At 69.4% G+C, this 17,562-nt stretch carries 17 protein-coding genes; 5 read left to right on the top strand and 12 right to left on the bottom strand.

The genetic code is table 11. The features are described 5' to 3' along the window. Positions 1–168: 168 nt before the first annotated feature. A complete protein-coding gene (locus tag ACSSVZ_RS01595; RefSeq protein ID WP_453967842.1) occupies positions 169–429 on the top strand; it encodes a helix-turn-helix transcriptional regulator in 261 nt (86 codons plus the stop codon). Then, positions 429–1,739, top strand: coding sequence for a type II toxin-antitoxin system HipA family toxin (locus ACSSVZ_RS01590; protein WP_453967841.1), 1,311 nt, complete (start codon positions 429–431; stop codon positions 1,737–1,739). Before ACSSVZ_RS01595 ends, ACSSVZ_RS01590 begins: the two co-directional genes overlap by 1 nt. Before the next feature lie 90 nt (positions 1,740–1,829). Here the strand turns inward: ACSSVZ_RS01590 and ACSSVZ_RS01585 are convergent, their stop codons facing one another. The 11 genes from ACSSVZ_RS01585 to ACSSVZ_RS01535 all read right to left on the bottom strand — a co-directional run bounded on the left by ACSSVZ_RS01585 (position 1,830) and on the right by ACSSVZ_RS01535 (position 13,574). Beyond that, complete coding sequence (locus ACSSVZ_RS01585) at positions 1,830–4,178, bottom strand: xanthine dehydrogenase family protein molybdopterin-binding subunit (RefSeq protein ID WP_453967840.1); 2,349 nt, start codon at positions 4,176–4,178, stop codon at positions 1,830–1,832. Then, entirely contained in the window at positions 4,175–4,654 is a 480-nt protein-coding gene (locus ACSSVZ_RS01580; RefSeq protein ID WP_453967839.1) for a (2Fe-2S)-binding protein, read from the bottom strand. Before ACSSVZ_RS01580 ends, ACSSVZ_RS01585 begins: the two co-directional genes overlap by 4 nt. 28 nt (positions 4,655–4,682) lie before the next feature. After that, positions 4,683–5,546 (bottom strand): FAD binding domain-containing protein, encoded by an 864-nt coding sequence (locus tag ACSSVZ_RS01575; protein WP_453967838.1) that lies wholly within the window; start codon positions 5,544–5,546, stop codon positions 4,683–4,685. Then, entirely contained in the window at positions 5,543–6,574 is a 1,032-nt protein-coding gene (locus ACSSVZ_RS01570) for an ABC transporter permease (RefSeq protein WP_453967837.1), read from the bottom strand. The genes ACSSVZ_RS01575 and ACSSVZ_RS01570 overlap by 4 nt, the downstream gene beginning before the upstream one ends. Next, on the bottom strand, positions 6,571–8,082 hold the full coding sequence (locus tag ACSSVZ_RS01565) for a sugar ABC transporter ATP-binding protein (protein WP_453967836.1): 1,512 nt from the start codon (positions 8,080–8,082) through the stop codon (positions 6,571–6,573). The genes ACSSVZ_RS01570 and ACSSVZ_RS01565 overlap by 4 nt, the downstream gene beginning before the upstream one ends. A gap of 94 nt (positions 8,083–8,176) precedes the next feature. Beyond that, the gene (gene torT / locus ACSSVZ_RS01560; RefSeq protein WP_453968024.1) at positions 8,177–9,241 is read right to left on the bottom strand and encodes a TMAO reductase system periplasmic protein TorT; all 1,065 of its coding nucleotides are present in this window, start codon (positions 9,239–9,241) and stop codon (positions 8,177–8,179) included. A gap of 46 nt (positions 9,242–9,287) precedes the next feature. Continuing rightward, a complete protein-coding gene (locus ACSSVZ_RS01555; protein ID WP_453967835.1) occupies positions 9,288–10,259 on the bottom strand; it encodes a 5-oxoprolinase subunit C family protein in 972 nt (323 codons plus the stop codon). Next, on the bottom strand, positions 10,249–11,124 hold the full coding sequence (locus tag ACSSVZ_RS01550) for a 5-oxoprolinase subunit B family protein (RefSeq protein ID WP_453967834.1): 876 nt from the start codon (positions 11,122–11,124) through the stop codon (positions 10,249–10,251). The genes ACSSVZ_RS01555 and ACSSVZ_RS01550 overlap by 11 nt, the downstream gene beginning before the upstream one ends. Positions 11,125–11,146: 22 nt before the next feature. Continuing rightward, entirely contained in the window at positions 11,147–12,511 is a 1,365-nt protein-coding gene (locus tag ACSSVZ_RS01545; protein ID WP_453967833.1) for an acetyl-CoA carboxylase biotin carboxylase subunit, read from the bottom strand. Between the two features lie 4 nt (positions 12,512–12,515). Then, positions 12,516–12,752: an acetyl-CoA carboxylase gene (locus ACSSVZ_RS01540; protein ID WP_453967832.1), complete on the bottom strand. Its 237-nt coding sequence runs from the start codon at positions 12,750–12,752 to the stop codon at positions 12,516–12,518. A 36-nt stretch (positions 12,753–12,788) separates the two neighbouring features. Next, positions 12,789–13,574: a 5-oxoprolinase subunit PxpA gene (locus tag ACSSVZ_RS01535; protein WP_453967831.1), complete on the bottom strand. Its 786-nt coding sequence runs from the start codon at positions 13,572–13,574 to the stop codon at positions 12,789–12,791. Positions 13,575–13,834: 260 nt separating this feature from the next. On the opposite strand from ACSSVZ_RS01535, the gene ACSSVZ_RS01530 reads away from it, so the two are divergent. Beyond that, positions 13,835–14,755 (top strand): LysR family transcriptional regulator, encoded by a 921-nt coding sequence (locus ACSSVZ_RS01530; RefSeq protein WP_453967830.1) that lies wholly within the window; start codon positions 13,835–13,837, stop codon positions 14,753–14,755. A gap of 140 nt (positions 14,756–14,895) precedes the next feature. Further along, positions 14,896–15,630 (top strand): HAD family hydrolase, encoded by a 735-nt coding sequence (locus tag ACSSVZ_RS01525; RefSeq protein WP_453967829.1) that lies wholly within the window; start codon positions 14,896–14,898, stop codon positions 15,628–15,630. 128 nt (positions 15,631–15,758) lie between these two features. Here ACSSVZ_RS01525 and ACSSVZ_RS01520 read toward each other — a convergent pair whose 3' ends face one another. After that, the gene (locus tag ACSSVZ_RS01520) at positions 15,759–16,388 is read right to left on the bottom strand and encodes a class I SAM-dependent DNA methyltransferase (protein ID WP_453967828.1); all 630 of its coding nucleotides are present in this window, start codon (positions 16,386–16,388) and stop codon (positions 15,759–15,761) included. Between the two features lie 225 nt (positions 16,389–16,613). Between ACSSVZ_RS01520 and ACSSVZ_RS01515 the strand changes: the two genes are divergently transcribed. Continuing rightward, positions 16,614–17,534: a choline/ethanolamine kinase family protein gene (locus tag ACSSVZ_RS01515; RefSeq protein WP_453967827.1), complete on the top strand. Its 921-nt coding sequence runs from the start codon at positions 16,614–16,616 to the stop codon at positions 17,532–17,534. The last annotated feature ends 28 nt before the right edge of the window (positions 17,535–17,562 follow it).

Below are 17,562 nucleotides of genomic sequence, written 5' to 3'. Positions count from 1 at the left end.
CGCAGCAAGGCGGACCGCCATCGAACAGACGATCAAGCTCGCCAAACTCATACGCCAATTCGAGTAAGTCCGATTTATCATAATCAGCGTATATTTTCGATCTAAACGGCAATTCGTATATTTGAATTTTATACGGATGGACGCATACTGCCGTCAGGAGGACGCAAAGTGAGCGAGCTTGCAAGAACGCCGGGGCAGATCGGAAATGCGATCCGCCGGCAGCGGAAGCGACTGGGGCTGAGCCAATCCCAGCTTGGGGAGAAGGCCGGCCTGCGGCAGGCCACGGTCTCCCTCGTCGAGACGGGCAATCCGGCCGCCCGGATCGACACGCTGCTCGCCCTGCTTGCCACGCTCGAGCTGGAATTCAGGATCGCAGCCCGCTCGCAAGCCACGTCGCACCATCAGGACATCGAGGACCTGTTCGGCTGATGGCGCGGCGGCGCACCCATCCCCCGCTCAGGGTCTACATGAACGCCCGTCTGGTCGGCCATCTCCTGAAGGAGCCGAGCGGGGCGATCGCGTTCCGCTACGACGAAAGCTGGCTGGCGCGCGAGCAGGCGCTGCCGGTCTCGCTCTCCCTGCCGCTGCGCGACGACGCCTACCGCGGCGAGCCCGTGGCCGCCGTCTTCGAAAACCTGCTCCCCGATTCCGACGGGTTGCGCCGGCGCGTGGCCGAGCGGGTCGGCGCCGCCGGCATCGATGCCTACAGCATGCTCGCCCGCATCGGCCATGACTGCGTCGGCGCCCTGCAGTTCATTCCGGGCGACGACGAGATCCGACGGGCCGACGGGATCACCGGCGATGTCGTGGACGACCTGGAGATCGAGGCGCTTCTGGCCAACCTGGCCCAGGCGCCGCTCGGGCTCGGCCGCGACGACGATTTCCGCATCTCCGTCGCCGGCGCCCAGGAGAAAACAGCCTTGCTCCGCCATGACGGACGCTGGCTGAAGCCGCACGGCACGACGCCGACGACGCACATCCTCAAGCCACCAATCGGCACCCTTCCGAACGGAATCGACCTTTCCAACAGCGTCGAGAACGAGTTTTACTGTCTGAAGCTGGCGCAAGCCTTCGGACTTCCCGCGGCCGAAGCCCGGATCGCCCGGTTCGGCAACGCCAAGGCCCTCGTCGTCGAACGTTTCGACCGGATGACCGGCCGCTCGGGCACGCTCCTGCGCCTGCCGCAGGAAGATTGCTGCCAGGCGCTGTCGGTTCCGCCCACCCGGAAATACCAGTCCGAAGGGGGTCCAGGCATGGGAGCCATCCTCGATCTCCTGAAAGGCAGCGACATCCCGGCCGAAGACCGGAGGACCTTCCTCCTCGCGCAGATCTTCTTCTGGATCATCGGCGCGACCGACGGCCACGCGAAGAACTTCAGCATCTTCCTGGAGCCGGGCGGCGGCTTCCGTCTGACGCCCGTCTACGATGTGCTGACGGCGCAGCCGAGCCTGGACGCACGCCAGATCCGCCGCAGCCAGATGAGGCTGGCGATGTGTGCCGGCAACTCCCGCCACTACCGGATCGACCGGATCCATCCGCGCCATTTCGCAGAGACGGCGGCCGCAGCCGGCATGCCTGCAGGCCTCGTGAGAGACACCCTCGTCCATGTGCTCGACACCGGCGCCCGTGCGTTCGAGCGCATCGAGGCCGAGCTGCCTGGGGATTTTCCGGCTGCGATTCACGCCAGCGTCAAGGCGGCTGCCCTGCCGCGCGTGGCGGCCTGCGAAGCCGCGCTGTAGATCGAGGTCACGTCAAATCGAACCGCGCCGCGGACCGTCGGCCGTTTCCGCAACCTGCTCGAGCCGGCGGGAACCGGGACGCTGTCCCCATTACGCCAGCAGGTTGTCCGACCAGCGCCGCTTGATGTGATCGAGAGGCGGTCCGGACGCCTCCACCCCGTCGATCAGGTCGATCACCCGCGGCGGCGTCAAGGGGATTTGCCGGACGGTGCGCCCGGTCGCGTTGGCCACGGCGCAGGCAACGGCGGCGGCGACGTTGAGGATCGGCACCTCGCCGGCCCCCTTGGCGCCCAGCGGACCGATGGACGGCGCGCCCTCGTGCAGGCAGATGTCCACCGGCACCACGTCCTGGGCGAGCGGCACCCGGTAGGTCTCGAAGCCCTGCTGGAGGATCCGCCCGTCGGCATCGATCGTGACGTCCTCGTGGAGCGCGTAGCCCAGCCCCTGCACCACGCCGCCCTGGATCTGGCCGAAGATGGCGCGCGGATTGATCGCCTTTCCGACGTCCTGGACCACCGTGTAGCTGAGGATCTCCACATGGCCGGTGTCGGGATCGACGGCGAGCTCGCAGTCGTGGACGGCGAACACCGGCATATCCAGCGCTTCGATCATGTGGCCGGCGGCGCAGCCGGGCATTGCGGCGGTACCCGGGCTGGTGAACGCCCCGCTGCCGGAAATCGGTCCGGTGGTCACCTGGGCCCGCGCCGCGACGGCGGCGATGGTGACCTTCTGATCGGGCACGCCGACGATAGAGACGTGACCGTCGGCAAGCTCCAGGTCGGACGGGTCCGCCTCCAGCATGTCCGCGGCGACCTGCAGCATCTTCTTTTTCACCTCGACGCTGGCGTTCGTGCCGGCAACGCCGAGCGAAACCGTCTGGCGACCGCCACCGACGCCCACGTCGTAGCCGGCCGCATCGGTGTCGGCGGCGCGGATGGTGACGTCGCCGGGCTGCAGCCCGAGCTGGTCCGCGATGATCTGGGGCAGCGACTGCATCATCGAGCCGGAGCCGATCTCGACGCCGGAGGTGACCAGCGTCGCGGTGCCGTCGGGGTTGAGGTTGACGGTCGCCGCCGACGGGCCGACGAAGACGAACCAGGTGCCGACCACCGTGGCGCGGCCGTAGAGGCGGCCGTCCGCCGCTTCGATGTGCGACGGCTTCGAGGCCTTCAGCTCCGCCATCCGGTCGAGCATCGGAGCCAACACGTCGCCCTCGAACACCTGGCCGGTCGAGCCCAGCGAGCGGTCGCCGATGACGTTGAGACGGCGGAATTCCATCGGATCCATGCCGATGGCGGCGCAGATCTCGTCGGTGTGGCGCTCCAGCGCAAACGTGTTGTAGGTGCCGTTGCAGGCGCGGAAGGCGCCGGTGGGCGCGGTGTTGGTGTAGACCGCCGTGCTCAGCAGTTTCACCGAGCCGAGCCGGTAGTTGCCGCCCAGCGTGTGGGCGGTCATCGTGGTGAGGAATGGCGTCTCGCCGCCATAGGCGCCGCAATCCATCAGCACGACGGCCTCGCGGCCGGCGATCTCGCCCTCGCGGGTGATGGCCGAGCGGATCAGGATCTCGGCGTTCTCCCGGCAGAGTGCGGTCTGCATCTCCTCCTGCCGGGTGTTGACGAGACGGACCGGGCGACCGGCCGCCCGGCTGAGCAGCGCCGCGAACGGCTCCAGCGCGAACTCGAACTTCAGCCCGAAGCCGCCGCCGACGGCCGGCACCGTCACCCGCACGTCGGACGGGCGGATGCCGAGCAGGCGGGCGGTGGTGTCGCGCACCGCCCACGGCACCTGGGTCGACGTCTCGATGTGGAACCGGCCATCCTCGAACGAGGCGACGCAGGCGCGTGGCTCCAGCGGCGTCTGGTTCTGCCGGCCGATGCGGAAGGTGCTTTCCACCACGGTGACATCGTCGCGGGCGAACGCCGCATCGGTGTCGCCGCGCACCACGGTCGCCTCCCAGGCGACGTTGCCGGCGCGCTTGCCGCCGGGAAACAGGATCTCGTAGTCGCGCCAGTCCGGGTGGACCTCGGGCGCGCCGGGGGCGAGCGCCGCCGCCATGGTGATCGCCGCCGGAAGCTCCTCCAGCTCCACCACGATGGCGGCTGCCGCGGCGCGCGCCTGGGCCAGGGTGTCGGCGGCCACGGCGGCCAGCGGCTCGCCGTGAAAGCGCACCCGATCGACGGCGAACAGCGGATGGTCGGCGATGCCGAGGCCGTAGCGGCCGGGGGCGTCGGCGGCGGTGACCACGGCCCGGACGCCGGGCATGGCCCGCGCCACCTGGGTATCGATCGCGACGATGCGGGCGGAGGCCACATCGGCGCGGCGCACGGCGGCGTGCAGCATGCCGGCGGCGGCCCGGTCGATGGTGTAGCGGGTGCGGCCGCGCAGCTTGTCGCCGGCGTCGCGGCGCGGCAGGTCGGATCCGATGACGGGGGCGTTCATCGAACCGCCTCCGCTTCGCCGGCCGGTGCCTGGACCACCGACAGCGCCGCCTCGACGATGCGCTCGTAGCCGGTGCAGCGGCAGATGTTGCCGGAAAGCGCCGCGCGGATCTCGTCGCGCGAGGCGCCGGGCCGCGCCTCGAAGAGGCCGGTGAGGCTCATCAGGATGCCCGGGAAGCACATGCCGCACTGGACGGCGTCGTGGCGCTCCATCGCGGCCTGCAGCGGCGAGAGGTCGCCGGCCGGCCCGGCGAGCGATTCCACCGTGCGGATCGACCGCCCCTCCATCAGCCCGACGGGCACGAGGCAGGAGACCGTCGGCGCGTCGTCGACGAGCACCGTGCAGGCACCGCAGAAGCCCTCGCCGCAGGCGACCTTGGCGCCGGTCAGGAAGAAGGTGTCCCTGAGGACTTCGGCGAGCGGGGTCAGCGGCGGTACGGTGACCGCCCGTTCCTCTCCATTGACGACGATACGCACGGGCCTGGCTCCGTTTGCGAGGGGGGGCTCAGATCGGTTCGGCAAGCGCCGCGACGGCCCGGCGCACCAGTGCCGGCAGCACGCGGACGCGGTAGGCGCCGGACGCCTCGACGCCGTCGCGGCCCTGGAAGACGTGGGCGCAGCCGGCGGCCGCGCGCGACGCGGCCTCGGCATCGAGCGGCTGGCCGGCGAGCGCTGCCTCCAGCTCGGGCCAGCGGCGGGCGACCGGCTCCACCGAGCCGACCGCCACGCGGGCCTCGGCGATGGTGCCGTCCGCGCCCAGCGCCACCGACAGGCTGACGATGGCGACCGGATAGTCGCCCGCCACCCGCAACGGGAGGCGCGCGTGGGCGCTGACGCGGCCCTGCCGCGGCACGAGGACACGGGAGAGAATGCGGCCGGGCTCAAGCGCGGAGCGCCTTGCCAGATAACGGTCCAGCGGCAGGCTCTCCGTGCCGGACGGGCCGGCAATCTCGACGGCGGCATCGGCGGCGAGCAGCGCCGGCACCAGGTCGGCGGCGGCGAAGTCGGACGAGGCCAGGTTGCCGCCGACGGTGGCGACGGCCCGCACGGCGGGATTGGCGGAGGTTCCGGCGGCGGCCGCCAGCCCCCGGCAGTCGGCGAGCGGGGCGAGCGCCGCCGCCAGCTCGGCGTGGGTGACGCAGGCGCCAATCGCGATCTCGGCGGGCCGGACCGCCACGCCGCGCATCTCCTCCACCCGACCGAGCGCCACGTAGAGCGGCCGGAACGCCTCGGCGCGCAGCGGCGCCCGCATGATCCAGGTGGCCCCCGCCATCGGCACCGCATCCGCGCCGTGTTCGGCCAGCACCGCGACCGCGTCGGAGAGCGAGGTCGCGACGTGCAGGCGGACGTCGTCGAGGGCGACCGTCATGCCCGCCCCATCATCATCCGGTAGCGGATCTGGTCGAAAACGACCGCCAGGATCAGCACGCCGCCGAGCAGCACCATCTGCATGTAGGAGCTGACCTGGGCGAGGTTCATGCCGTTCTGGGCGAGCGTGATGAAGATCGCGCCGAGCACGACGTTCTCCACCCGGCCGATGCCGCCGCGCAGCGACACGCCGGCGATGACGCAGGCGGCGATGGATTCCAGCGCCACCGAGCCGCCGAGATTGGCCTCGCCGCTCTCCACCCGTGCCGTCAGCAGGAGGCCGGTGAGCGAGGCGATCAGCGCGCACATGCCGTAGGCCATGATCAGCGTGCGGCGGGTGTTGATCGCCGACAGGGTCGCCGCCTTCTCGTTGCCGCCGACGGCGTAGATGTGGGCGCCGAGCCGGGTGCGGGCCATCAGCACCCACATGGCGGCGATGACGACGATTGCGACGAGCACCGGCACCGGGATGCCGAACACGCGGCCGAAGCCGAAGAAGTTGCCGAAGGCGTAGGGGATGCCGGAGACCGGCACGCCGCCGGTGAGGAACAGCGAGATGCCGGTCACCACCGAGCCGACGCCCAGCGTCATGATGAACGGCGACACGCCGAAGTGGGCGACGCCGATGCCGTTGACCAGCCCGACGACGCCGGCCGCCGCGAACCCCGCCAGGCAGCCGATCAGGATCACCAGCCAGACCGCGTCGGGGAACATGCCGGCGGCTGCCACCATCACCAGCGCCGCGGTGACCGAGGTGAGCGCGATCACCGCGCCGACGGAGAGATCGAAGCCGCCGGTCAGCAGCGCCAGCATCTGCCCCATGGAGACCAGCAGCAGATACACCGACTGGCGGAACACGTTCATGAAGTTGCCGACCGCCAGGAAGCGGTCCGACAGCAGCGAGAAGGTCACGATGGCGATGACCAGGAAGAAGGGCAGCACGCCCAGCCGCAGGAACACCGACCGGAGGATCGCCATGACCCCGGCCCCACGCTTGTCGCGGCTGTCCGCGGACACGGTCTCGCTCATGCGGCTTTCCCCTCGTCGTCGAAGAAGTGCGCGAGCACGCTCGCTTCGTTGATGGCGTCGCCGCTCAGCTCCGCCGCGATCCGTCCCTTGGAGAAGACCAGCAGGCGGTGGGCGAGGTTCATGGCTTCCGGCAGGTCGGACGAAATGGCGATGACGGCCTTGCCGGCGGCGGCGAGGTCGCGCACCAGCCGGTAGATCTCCGAGCGCGCGCCCATGTCGACGCCGACCGTCGGCTCATCGAGAATGTAGATGTCGTAGTCCTGGCCGAGGCCACGGCCGAACAGCGTCTTCTGCTGGTTGCCGCCGGAGAGCTGGGCGGCGAGCCGGCCGCGATAGGCGTCGGGCAGCCCGACCTGGTCGGCGATCGTCTCCACCCGCTTGCCGATCCGCCCCCACGGCAGCAGCCCGAAGGCGGAGCGGGTGCCCGGCAGCACGCCCTCGGCGAGGTTGTTGCGCACCGTGAACGCCATCTGCAGGCCCTCGGCCTTGCGGTCGGCCGTCAGGTAGTAGACGCCCGCGCGCATCATCCGGCGGGTGCTGTGGCCGGTCACGTCCGCGCCGTTGAGATGGACCGAACCGCCGAGCACGGACGCCAGCCCCATCAGCGCGCGGAAGCAGCGCGACTTGCCCGAGCCGACAAGGCCGGCAACCCCCAGCACCTCGCCCGGGCGGACGTCGAAGCTGACGCCGTCGAGGCCGATGGCGCGCAGGTCGCGCACCTGCAGCACGGGGGCGGCCGGCCGGTGGGGGATGACCGGATAGATCTCGGCGATGGCGCGGCCGGTCATCATCTCCACCAGCTGGGCCTCGCTGGACTCCGCGATGTCGACGGTGCCGATCTTCGCGCCGTCGCGCAGCACGGTGACCCGCTCGGCGATGCGGGCGAACTCCTGGACGCGGTGGGAGATGTAGACGATGCCGACGCCGCGCGCCTTCATCCGGGCGATCACCCGGAACAGGTGGTCGACCTCGTGATTGGTGAGCGAGGCGGTCGGCTCGTCGAGGATCAGGATCGACAGGTCGGAATGGACCGCCTTGGCGATCTCCACCATCTGCTGCTGGGCGCGGCTGAGCAGCGCCACCATGGCGCGCGGATCGATCTGGAAGTCGAGGTCGGCGAAGATCTCGGCGGCGCGCCGGCGCATGGCGCTGCGGTCGGTGAACGGGCCGCGGCCGGGTTCGTCGCCGAGGAAGATGTTTTCCGCCACCGTCATGGTGGGCACCAGGGAGAATTCCTGGAAGACGGCCGAGATGCCCTTCTTGCGGGCGTCGGCGACGCTGCGGAACTGCACCGGCGCGCCGCGCACCTCAAGTACGCCGTCGCTCGGCGTCGAGGCCCCGGCGATCATCGAGATCAGGGTGGACTTGCCGGCGCCGTTCTCGCCGAACAGGACGTGGCACTCGCCGGCGCGCAGCTCGAAGTCGACCGCGTCGAGGGCGACCACGCCGGGGTAGCGCTTGGTCAGCCCGCGCGCGCGGATCAGAATCCCGTCGGAAGCCTCGGTCATCGTCGCACGATCCCGCTGAGAGGGAGGCCGGTCCAGAAAGGCTGTCGAGAGAGGCCGGGGGCGACGCGCCGCCCCCGGCCGGATGCGGTCGGTGCTAGTTGACCGAGAACACCGGGCTGAAGCCCTCGGGCGGCAGGATGTTCTCCCGCGGCACGTCGCCGATGTTCTTCTGGTCGACCACGAAGATCTTCGGGCCCACGTGCTTGATGTAGTCCTTGCCCTCGAGGATGCGGACCGCCTGGTCGACGGCGATGCGGCCCTGGATGACCATGGAGTCGGCCGGGGCCGCCTCGATGAAGCCGCGCTTGATGCCCTCGTAGACGCCCGGGGTCATGTAGAAGGAGACGATGCCGACCTTGTCCATCAGGCCGCGCTCGCGCAGGAGCCCCTGGGCCGCTTCGGCGGTGACCGCCGTGCCGGCGACGTACTTCACGTCCGGGTTGGCCTGCAGGACGTCCTCGACGAGGCGCTGCTGGGCTTCCTTGCCGGTGTCGCCGTAGCGCGGCTCCAGAACCTCCAGCGCCGAGCCCTTCACGGCTTCCATGAAGCCGGTGTTCGCGGCTTCCACCCAGCCGGCGCCCGCCGGTCCGGGGAACCAGCCGACCTGGGCCGGCTCGCCGCCCGCCGGGTGCTTGGCGGCCAGGTACTTACCGGCCTCCGAGCCCATCGTGTAGAACGACACCAGCGACTTGGCGGCCAAGTCCGGCGACGACATGCCGTTGATCACGTCGACGACCGGGATGTCCTTGCCCTTCAGCTCGCTGACGACGTTGTTGAGGCCGTCGTAGGAGATGGCGCCGATGATGACCGCCTGGGCCCCGCCGGACGCGCAGTCCTCGATCTGGTTGATCTGGTTGTTGAGCTCGGTGTAGCCGCCGGCTTCCACCACGTTGAGCTTCACGCCCAGCCGCTTGGCCTCTTCGACCACGCCGTAGTCGACGCCGAGCCAGTAGGCATCCTTCATGTGCGGGAAGGAGACGCAGATGTTCCAGGGCTTCTCGGCCTTGTCGAGCGCCTCGTAGGTCACGTCCTTGGTCTCCCCGTCCGTCGAGAAGGCCGGCACGACCTCCTGGGCGTCGTAGGGAGACCAGCTGTCCGCGGCATGGGCCGGCACCGCGAAGGCGGCCCCGAGCACCAGGACGGAAGTCATCCGTTTGATCATCATTTCGGTTCTCCGGTCGGCTTGATTGGTTTTCTTTTGGGGGTCAGGCGAGCTGGCTTTTCAGCTCCTGGTACAGACGGGCGCGATCGGCGCGCGCCGCCAGGGCTTCGTCCATGGTTACGCTGACGAAGCGCGTCGGGGTGTGCGGCTGCAGCTGGCCGATCAGGTCCATGTCGGCCGAGATCACCGCACCGAGGGTGAAGTAGCCGCCACCCGAGACGGCGTCCCGGTGCAGCACGATCGGCTCGGTGCCGCCGGGCACCTGGATGGAGCCGTAGCTGTAGCAGCCGTCGACGATGTTGGAGGGGTCGGACCCGGCCCCGAACGGCTGCTCGCGCTCCACGAACGAGAGCGGACGGCCGCCACGGAAGCGCACGCCCATGCGGTCGGCCTCGGGTGCGACCTTCCACTCGTCCTCGAAGAAGTTGCGGCCGGCCTCCTCGGTGATCAGCCGCCAGTAGAGACCCGGCAGCGCGCGGAGTTCGGCGGGATTGCCCGGCAGCCGGCGCAGGTGCTCGGGCACCGTGCGGCCTTCGGCGACGCTTGCCCCCTCGCCCAGCGGCAGCATGTCGCCGATGCCCACGGCGCGGCCGTCGACGCCGCCGAGCGCCCCGATCAGGTAGGTGGAGCGGCTGCCCAGGTAGGTCGGCGTGGCGATGCCGCCGGAAATCGCGATGTAGGCGCGCGCGCCCCGGCGCAGATAGTCGAAGGAGACCACTTGCCCGGCCTTCACCTTGAAGGCGGTCCAGCAGTCGCGCTCCTCGCCGTCGACCTTCGGCGGGATCTCGCCGCCGGTGACGGCGACGGTGGCATCGGACTCGAACTCCAGCGTCGGGCCCATGAAGGCGCTCTCCAGCACCGCCGCGCCCTCGTCGTTGCCGACCAGCAGGTTGGCGGCGCTGAGCGCGTAGCGGTCCATGCCGCCGGAGATCGGGATGCCGAGGTGGAAATAGCCCGGCCGGCCGAGATCCTGGATGGTGGTGAACAGGCCCGGGTTGACGACTTTAACCGACATTGAGCGCCCCCATCAGCTTGGCGTTGGTCCCTTCGGGGTCGGCCTCGAACGCGGCGAGATCGAACTCGACCTCGCGGATCTTCGGGGTGAAGCGGTTCGCCTCCACCTCGGCCAGGATGCTGTCGTATTCCTCGCGGCCGATCGGGGTGAACTTCACGATGTCGCCCGGCTTGAAGAAGACCATGAAGTCCTTGAGGTAGCTGGTCTCCTGCTTCGGATCGAAGATCGTCACCGGGGTGATGCCGAACATCTGGTAACCGCCGGCGCCGCGGACCGAGTAGATGGCGGAGAAGCAGCCGCCGTAGCCCACCGTCTGCTTCGGCGTGTCGGTCCGTGGCCGCACGTACTTCGGCACCTCGAGCTGCTTGTCGCGCTCCACCAGCTGGTAGAGGAACGGCAGGCCCGACACGAAGCCGACCATGGTTACGAACCAGGGCGCGGCGTGATGCGCCTTGATGAAGGCCTCGACGCTGTCGAAGCCGTTGATGCGCGCGGCGTAGTCGAGATCGGTGCCCGACGGGTCCTGGTGCCGGTCGCGGAAGCGCATCAGCGTTTCGTGGGTCCACGGATCCTGGTAGTAGACCGGGAACTCGACGATGCGCGTGGCGATCCGCTTTTCCGTCGATTCCGCGTGGGATTCCAGCGCCTTGATCTCCGCCATCATCGCTTCGGGCTTGATGCGGTCCGGGTCGAACTTGACCTGGAAGCCGGCGTTGGCCGGACAGATCTCGGTGACGCCGTCAATGTCGGCATCGCGGACCGCGTTGCAGATCGACAGGGCCATGAAGAAGGCCGCGAGCGACATTTCCTCGTCCATTTCGACGAAGATGTGCTCGTCCCCTCCAAACGAATAGCGTGTCTTCATAGGTCCTCCACGTGCGTCTCGGTCATTCGGCCGCAAGCGGCGCGGCTTCGAGCCAGGGCTCGAGGAACTGGGTGTGCACCTTGCCCGCCCGCACCTCCGGGTCCCGCGCCAGCGCCTTGTGCAGGGCGATGGTGGTCTTCGGTCCGACGATGGTCAGCTCGTCGAGGGCGGCCGCCATGGCGTCGATCGCGGCGTCGCGCGTCGGCGCGTGGACGATCAGCTTGCCGAGCAGCGAGTCGTAGAAGGGCGGGATCGCGTAGCCCTCGTAGAGCATGGTGTCGAAGCGCACCGCGTCGGACGCCGGCACCTGGAGCGTCTCCACCACCCCCGGCGACGGCATGAACTGCATCGCCGGATCCTCGGCGTTGATGCGCACCTCGATGGCGTGGCCGTCGAGCCCGATGTCGTCCTGGGCGAGCGTCAGCTTCTCGCCGCCGGCGATCCGGAGCATCCAGGCGACCAGATCGAGGCCGGTGACCATCTCGGTGACGGGGTGCTCGACCTGGATGCGGGTGTTCATCTCGATGAAGAAGAACTCGCCGGCCGCCTCGTCGTAGAGGAACTCCACGGTGCCTGCGCCCCGGTAGCCGACGCTGCGGGCGAGATCGGCGGCGGACGAGCAGATGCGTTCGCGGGTTTCCGCGTCGAGACAGGCGGCGGGCGCCTCCTCCCACACCTTCTGACGGCGGCGCTGGAGCGAGCATTCGCGCTCGAAGCAGTGCACCGCGCTGGTGCCGTCGCCGAGGATCTGCACCTCGATGTGGCGCGGCGCGGTGACGACGCGCTCCAGATAGAGGCTGCCGTCGCCGAACGCGGCCTTGGCTTCCGCCCGCGCCTGGGGCGCGATGCGCTTGAGCTCGTCCGCGTCGGCGGCGATGCGGATGCCGCGTCCGCCACCGCCGGCCGCGGCCTTGACCATCACCGGGTAGCCGACCGTCTCGGCCGCCGCGAGCGCCGCCGCCTCGTCGGCGACGAGCCCGTCGGAGCCCGGCACCACCGGCACGCCCGCCGCCTTCGCGGCCTCGCGCGCCGCCGCCTTGTCGCCCATCCGCGCGATCGTCTTGCCGGAGGGCCCGACGAAGATCAGCCCGGCCGCCTCGACGGCATCGGCGAAGGCGGCGTTCTCGGAGAGGAACCCGTAGCCCGGATGGACGGCGTCGCAGCCGGCCTCCTTCGCGGCGGCGATGAGCGCCTCGCCGTTGAGGTAGGATTTCGCTGCCTGGGGTGGGCCGACACAGACGGCGTCGTCGGCGAGCCGCACCGCCAGCATGTCGGCGTCGGCCTCGGAATAGGCCTGGACGGCCTCGATGCCGAGTGCCTGCGCGGCGCGCACGATGCGGACCGCGATCTCGCCGCGATTGGCAACGAACAGGCGGCGGATGGCCATCGGATCAGCCGTCCAGCTCGGCCACCACGGCCCCGGCCGTGATCGGCTCTTCGTTTTCGACCTTGAAGGCGGTGATCGTGCCGGCCGCTTCCGCCTTCACCTCGATGAAGGACTTCATCACCTCCACGAGGCCGACCACGTCGCCCACCGCAACCGTGTCGCCGACCTCCTTGTAGACCGGCTCGTCGGGCGACGGGCGGCGGTAGAAGGTGCCGGGAATGGGAGAGCGAATTTCAGCCATGGAAGATCCTCCGGAAGGGTTGCGACGGGGCACGGATCAGGCGGCGGCGGCCATAACCTGCGCGGCCGGCATGATGCGGATGCCGTTGTCGATGAGGGCGTCGCGGATCGCGGTGCCGATGGCCAGCGCGCCCGGCGTGTCGGAATGGAAGCAGATGGACTCGAACTCGATGTCGATGTCGGTGCCCGACGCCGTCTTCACCTTGCCGGTCTGGCAGGCGCGGATGCAGCGCTCGGCCACTTCCTGCGGGTCGAGGACGCGCATGCGGCGGGTGAACACGATGGTGCCGGTCTCGTCGTAGTCGCGGTCGGAATAGAACTCGCGGATGACGGGGTGGCCGGCCGCCTTGGCGACCCGGTAGGTCTCCGCGGCGCCCATGCAGAAGATCGCGGTGTTGGGGCTGGAGCGGCGCAGCGCCTCGACCAGCAGGCCCGACAGCTCGGCGTTGCGGGCGGCCTCCATGTAGAGCGCGCCGTGCGGCTTCACGTGCTGCAGGCTGCCGCCGTGGCGGCGGGTGAACTCGCGCAGCGCCCCCATCTGGTAGAGCACGTCGTTGACGAGTTCCTCCGGCTTGGCGTCGATGCGCCGCCGGCCGAAGCCCTGCAGGTCGCGATAGGCCGGGTGTGCTCCGATGCCGATGCCGCGGGCGACGGCGCCCTGGACCACGGCGTTCATGATGGTGGGATCACCGGCGTGGAACCCCGTGGCGATGTTCGCCGACGTGATGAGGTCCATCAGCTCTTCGTCGGAGGCCTCCGTGTTGGCCCACTGGCCGAAGGACTCACCGAGATCGCAATTCAGGTCGACGACACTTCGTGGCACGTCTGAGCCTCCCTGCTCCCGCCCATGAGGACCGGTCTGGCCTTTGAACGATTGCCCAATGGTTTCGCATGCCGAAGCCGTTATCAAATTCGTTTTTTCGAAAGACGGGGATCTGCATATTCGATTTTTGCGCTGCGCAATCGTTGCGGTGGCCGACCGAAACTTCCAGAATGCCCGTGTTGCTCCCCTCCACAGGAGACGAGCATTATCTGAATTTACGATTTTGCTTTATCTGATGATTGAAGGGTCGGCAGGCACGCATGAATTTTCGGCAGGTGAAGTATTTCGTGGCGACGGCCGAGCTCGGTCAGGTGTCGCGGGCCGCGATGGAGCTGTCGATCTCCCAGTCGACCATCACCACGGCGATCAAGGAGCTCGAGGCGGAGATGGACACCCGCCTGTTCGTGCGCACCGCCCAGGGCATGGAGCTGACCCAGGCCGGCCGGCGCTTCCTGGACGCCGCCTACCGGCTGCTCGCCACCGTCGAGGAGGCGCTGCATTCGGGCAGCGAGAACGAGGAGATCTCCGGCACGATCTCGGTCGCCGCCACCTACACGGTGATCGGCTACTTCCTGCCCCAGCACATGGAGCGGCTGGAGCGGCGCTACCCGAACCTGACCATCCGCCTCTACGAGCTGACCCGGGAGATGGTCGAGGACGGGCTGATCACCAACCGCTTCGACATGGCGGTGCTGCTGACCTCCAACGTCGACAATCCGGAGCTCGCGACGGAGCAGCTGATCAGCTCGCAGCGCCGGCTGTGGGTGCCGTCCGGGCACCGCTTCCTGCAGATGGAGACGGTCGGCTTCCGGGAGATCGCCGAGGAATCCTACATCATGCTCACCGTCGACGAGGCGGCGCACACGGCGCTGCGATACTGGAGCGCCACCGAGCACCAGCCGCAGATCCGCCTGCGCACCTCGTCGATCGAGGCGGTGCGCTCGATCGTCGGCAACGGCCAGGGCATCGCCATCCTCTCCGACATGGTCTACCGGCCGTGGTCGCTGGAGGGAAAGCGCATCGAGACGATCATCCCGAACCAGCCGGTGCCGTCGATGGACGTCGGCCTGGCGTGGCGCAAGGGCGCCCAGCTGACGCCGGCGATGCGGCTGTTCCGCGACTATTTCCGCGCCCAGTACCAGGTGCCCCATTCCGTGCACGCGCGCCCCGGCCCGACCTGACGCGGGACGCGGACCGATCGGCACCGATCATCCGCCCGCGCCGTGAAAGAGGTGCTGCCGGCGCTTGCAACGAAGCGCCGCCCGGCCCAAACCCCGGGGCGGCGGCTCGCTCCCGGGTCGCCGCAACCGCGAGGAGAACCGTGCAGATCAAGGGAATCGTCTTCGACAAGGACGGCACGCTCATCGACTATGCCCGCACCTGGGTGCCCATCAACATCCGCGCCGCCGAGTACGCCGCGGCCGGCGACCCGGAGCTGGCGCGGCGGCTTCTCGCCCTCGCCGGGCACGACCCCGACGCCAACGTGGTGGGTGGCGGCAGCCTGCTCGCGGCCGGCCACACCGGCGAGATCGCCGAGGCGTGGGTGGGCGCCGGCGCGCCGCACGACCATCCGGGGCTGGTGACCGCCCTCGACGCGATCTTCACGGAAGGCGCGGAAGGCTCCGTCGCGGTGACCGACCTCGCCGCGCTGTTCGCCCGGCTGGTGGCGCGCGGGCTGACGCTGGGCGTCGCCACCAGCGACAGCGCCGCCGGCGCGCGGGCGACACTGCAGTCGGTCGGCCTCGGCGGACAGGACTTCTTCGTCGCCGGCTACGACAGCGGCCACGGCGGCAAGCCGCAGCCGGGCATGGTGCTGGCCTTCTGCGCGCGTGCCGGGCTGGACCCGGCCGAGGTCGCGGTCGTGGGCGACAACCTGCACGACATCCGGATGGGACGGGCCACCGGCTGCGGCCTGTGCGTCGGCGTGCTCACCGGCACGGCGAGCGAGGCGGAACTCGCCGCCGAGGCCGATCACGTGATCGGCGGCATCGACCGGCTCGAAGCCCTGCTCGATCGGCTCGATGCCTGGCCCAACGCGTCAGGTGGAAACACCTGATCGATCAGATATGGCTTCCGGTTCAGGCTCTTGAGCCATGAGCCGGACGCAAAAAATCCCGGGACGACGCGGCGGCCGTCCCGGGATGCTCATCGGCAGACTTGGCAAGAAAGCGGCGCGCGGACCGCTCAGAGAACCTTCAGCACCACCGCGCGGCTCGGCACCGTGTCCGGACGCCCCGGCATGGACACGTAGGACGGCGTCTCCTCGACGATCGTCCAGACGCCCTTCGACTGCTGCGCCTTCAGGTAGTCGCCCAGGCCCTCATTGTAGAGCGTGTCCTTGATGGTCACGATGATCAGCCCTCCGGGCCGGGTGATGCGGATGAGCTCGCCAAAACCCTCCTCGCCGACGTGGCCGACGGTGAACACGCCGGCCGCGACGATCGCCGCGTAGGTGTCGTCGGCCATCGGCAGGGTTTCGCCCAGGGCGGCGACATGGAACGCCGAATAGACGTTCTTGGCGCGCGCCACCTCCAGCATGCCCTCGGAGATGTCGAGGGCCTCGGCCTGCTTGTAGCCGACGATGTCCATCCACTCGCCGAGCAGGCCGGTGCCGGCGCCGGCGTCGAGCACCGGCCCCTCGCCGCGCGGCAGGTGGCGGGTCAGCATGGCCAGGCAGATGTTGGGGTGGCGATAGCCCAGCGTCGCCATCTCGGTGTCGTAGCGCTGGGCCCAGTCGTCGTACTTCTTCGCTACGTCGGCGGTGCTTTCGGCGGAATAGACGACGTCGAGGCTCTTGGCGGGATCGGTGCTCATGAAATCTCTCTTCTTGGCGCTCCGGATGGGGCGCAGTCGGCGTCCGCGCAACCACGGCGCCGGACGTGCGCTTGAAAGGTGGGTGACGGCGATGATACCTCTTTGTGGGTATTTTTGGAAGTTTGACGGATATCTGCGTTCTTTTAGCTAGATATCCAACCAATTCCAACAGCCTGATGACGCCGGCACCGGCGCCCGCCGGCCGGCCAGAACGGAGATGCGCGAATGGACACCGAGACCGCCCTTGCCCGCCTTAGGCAGATCCCGGGCTTCGAGACCGTTGCCGCCGGCGACGTCGCCATCGAGCGCCTCGGCGGCCTGACCAACGTCGTCTTCAAGGTGACGCGCGGCGACGCGACCTACCTGCTGCGCATCCCCGGGGCCGGCACCGAGAGCTACATCGACCGCAAGGTGGAGGCCCATAACGCCGTCGCGGCGGCGCGCGCCGGCGTGTCGCCGGAGGTCGTCCACTTCGACGCCGACAGCGGGCTGATGCTCGCCGACTACATCGACGCGCCGACCATGTCGCCGGAGCGCTTCGTCGCCACGCCGGGGGCGCCGGCGCGGGCCGCGCAGGCCTTCCGGCAACTGCACGAGAGCGGCCAGACCTTCGAGTTCCGCTTCGAGCTGTTCTCGATGATCGACGGCTACCTGAAGATCCTCGACGAGAAGAACGCCGCGCTGCCCGACGGCTACCACGACGTGGTGAAGGAGGCCGAGGCGGTGCGCACGGCGCTGGACGCCCATCCGGCCGCCCTCGCCCCCTGCCACTGCGATCCGCTGTGCGAGAACTTCCTCGACACCGGCGAACGCATGTGGATCGTCGACTGGGAATATTCCGGCATGAACGATCCGCTGTGGGACCTGGGCGACCTCTCGGTGGAGGCGGGCTTCGGGCCGGAGCACGACCGGGAGATGATGGAAGCCTACTGCGGCGGCCCGGTCGATGCGGCGACCTTCGGCCGGATGGTGGTCTACAAGGCCATGTGCGACCTGCTGTGGACCCTGTGGGGGCTGATCCAGCATGCCGACGACAACCCGGCCGAGGATTTCTGGGCCTATTCCGTCGGCCGCTTCGACCGCTGCAAGGCGCTGATGGCGAGCGACGCCTTCGCCCGCCACCTGGACGCGGTCCGCAAGGGCTGAGCGGCCGCCCGCCAGTCGCGCCCCCGTT

This window comes from Amorphus sp. MBR-141 (assembly GCF_053628695.1).
This window is presented reverse-complemented; position numbering and strand designations above follow the sequence as displayed.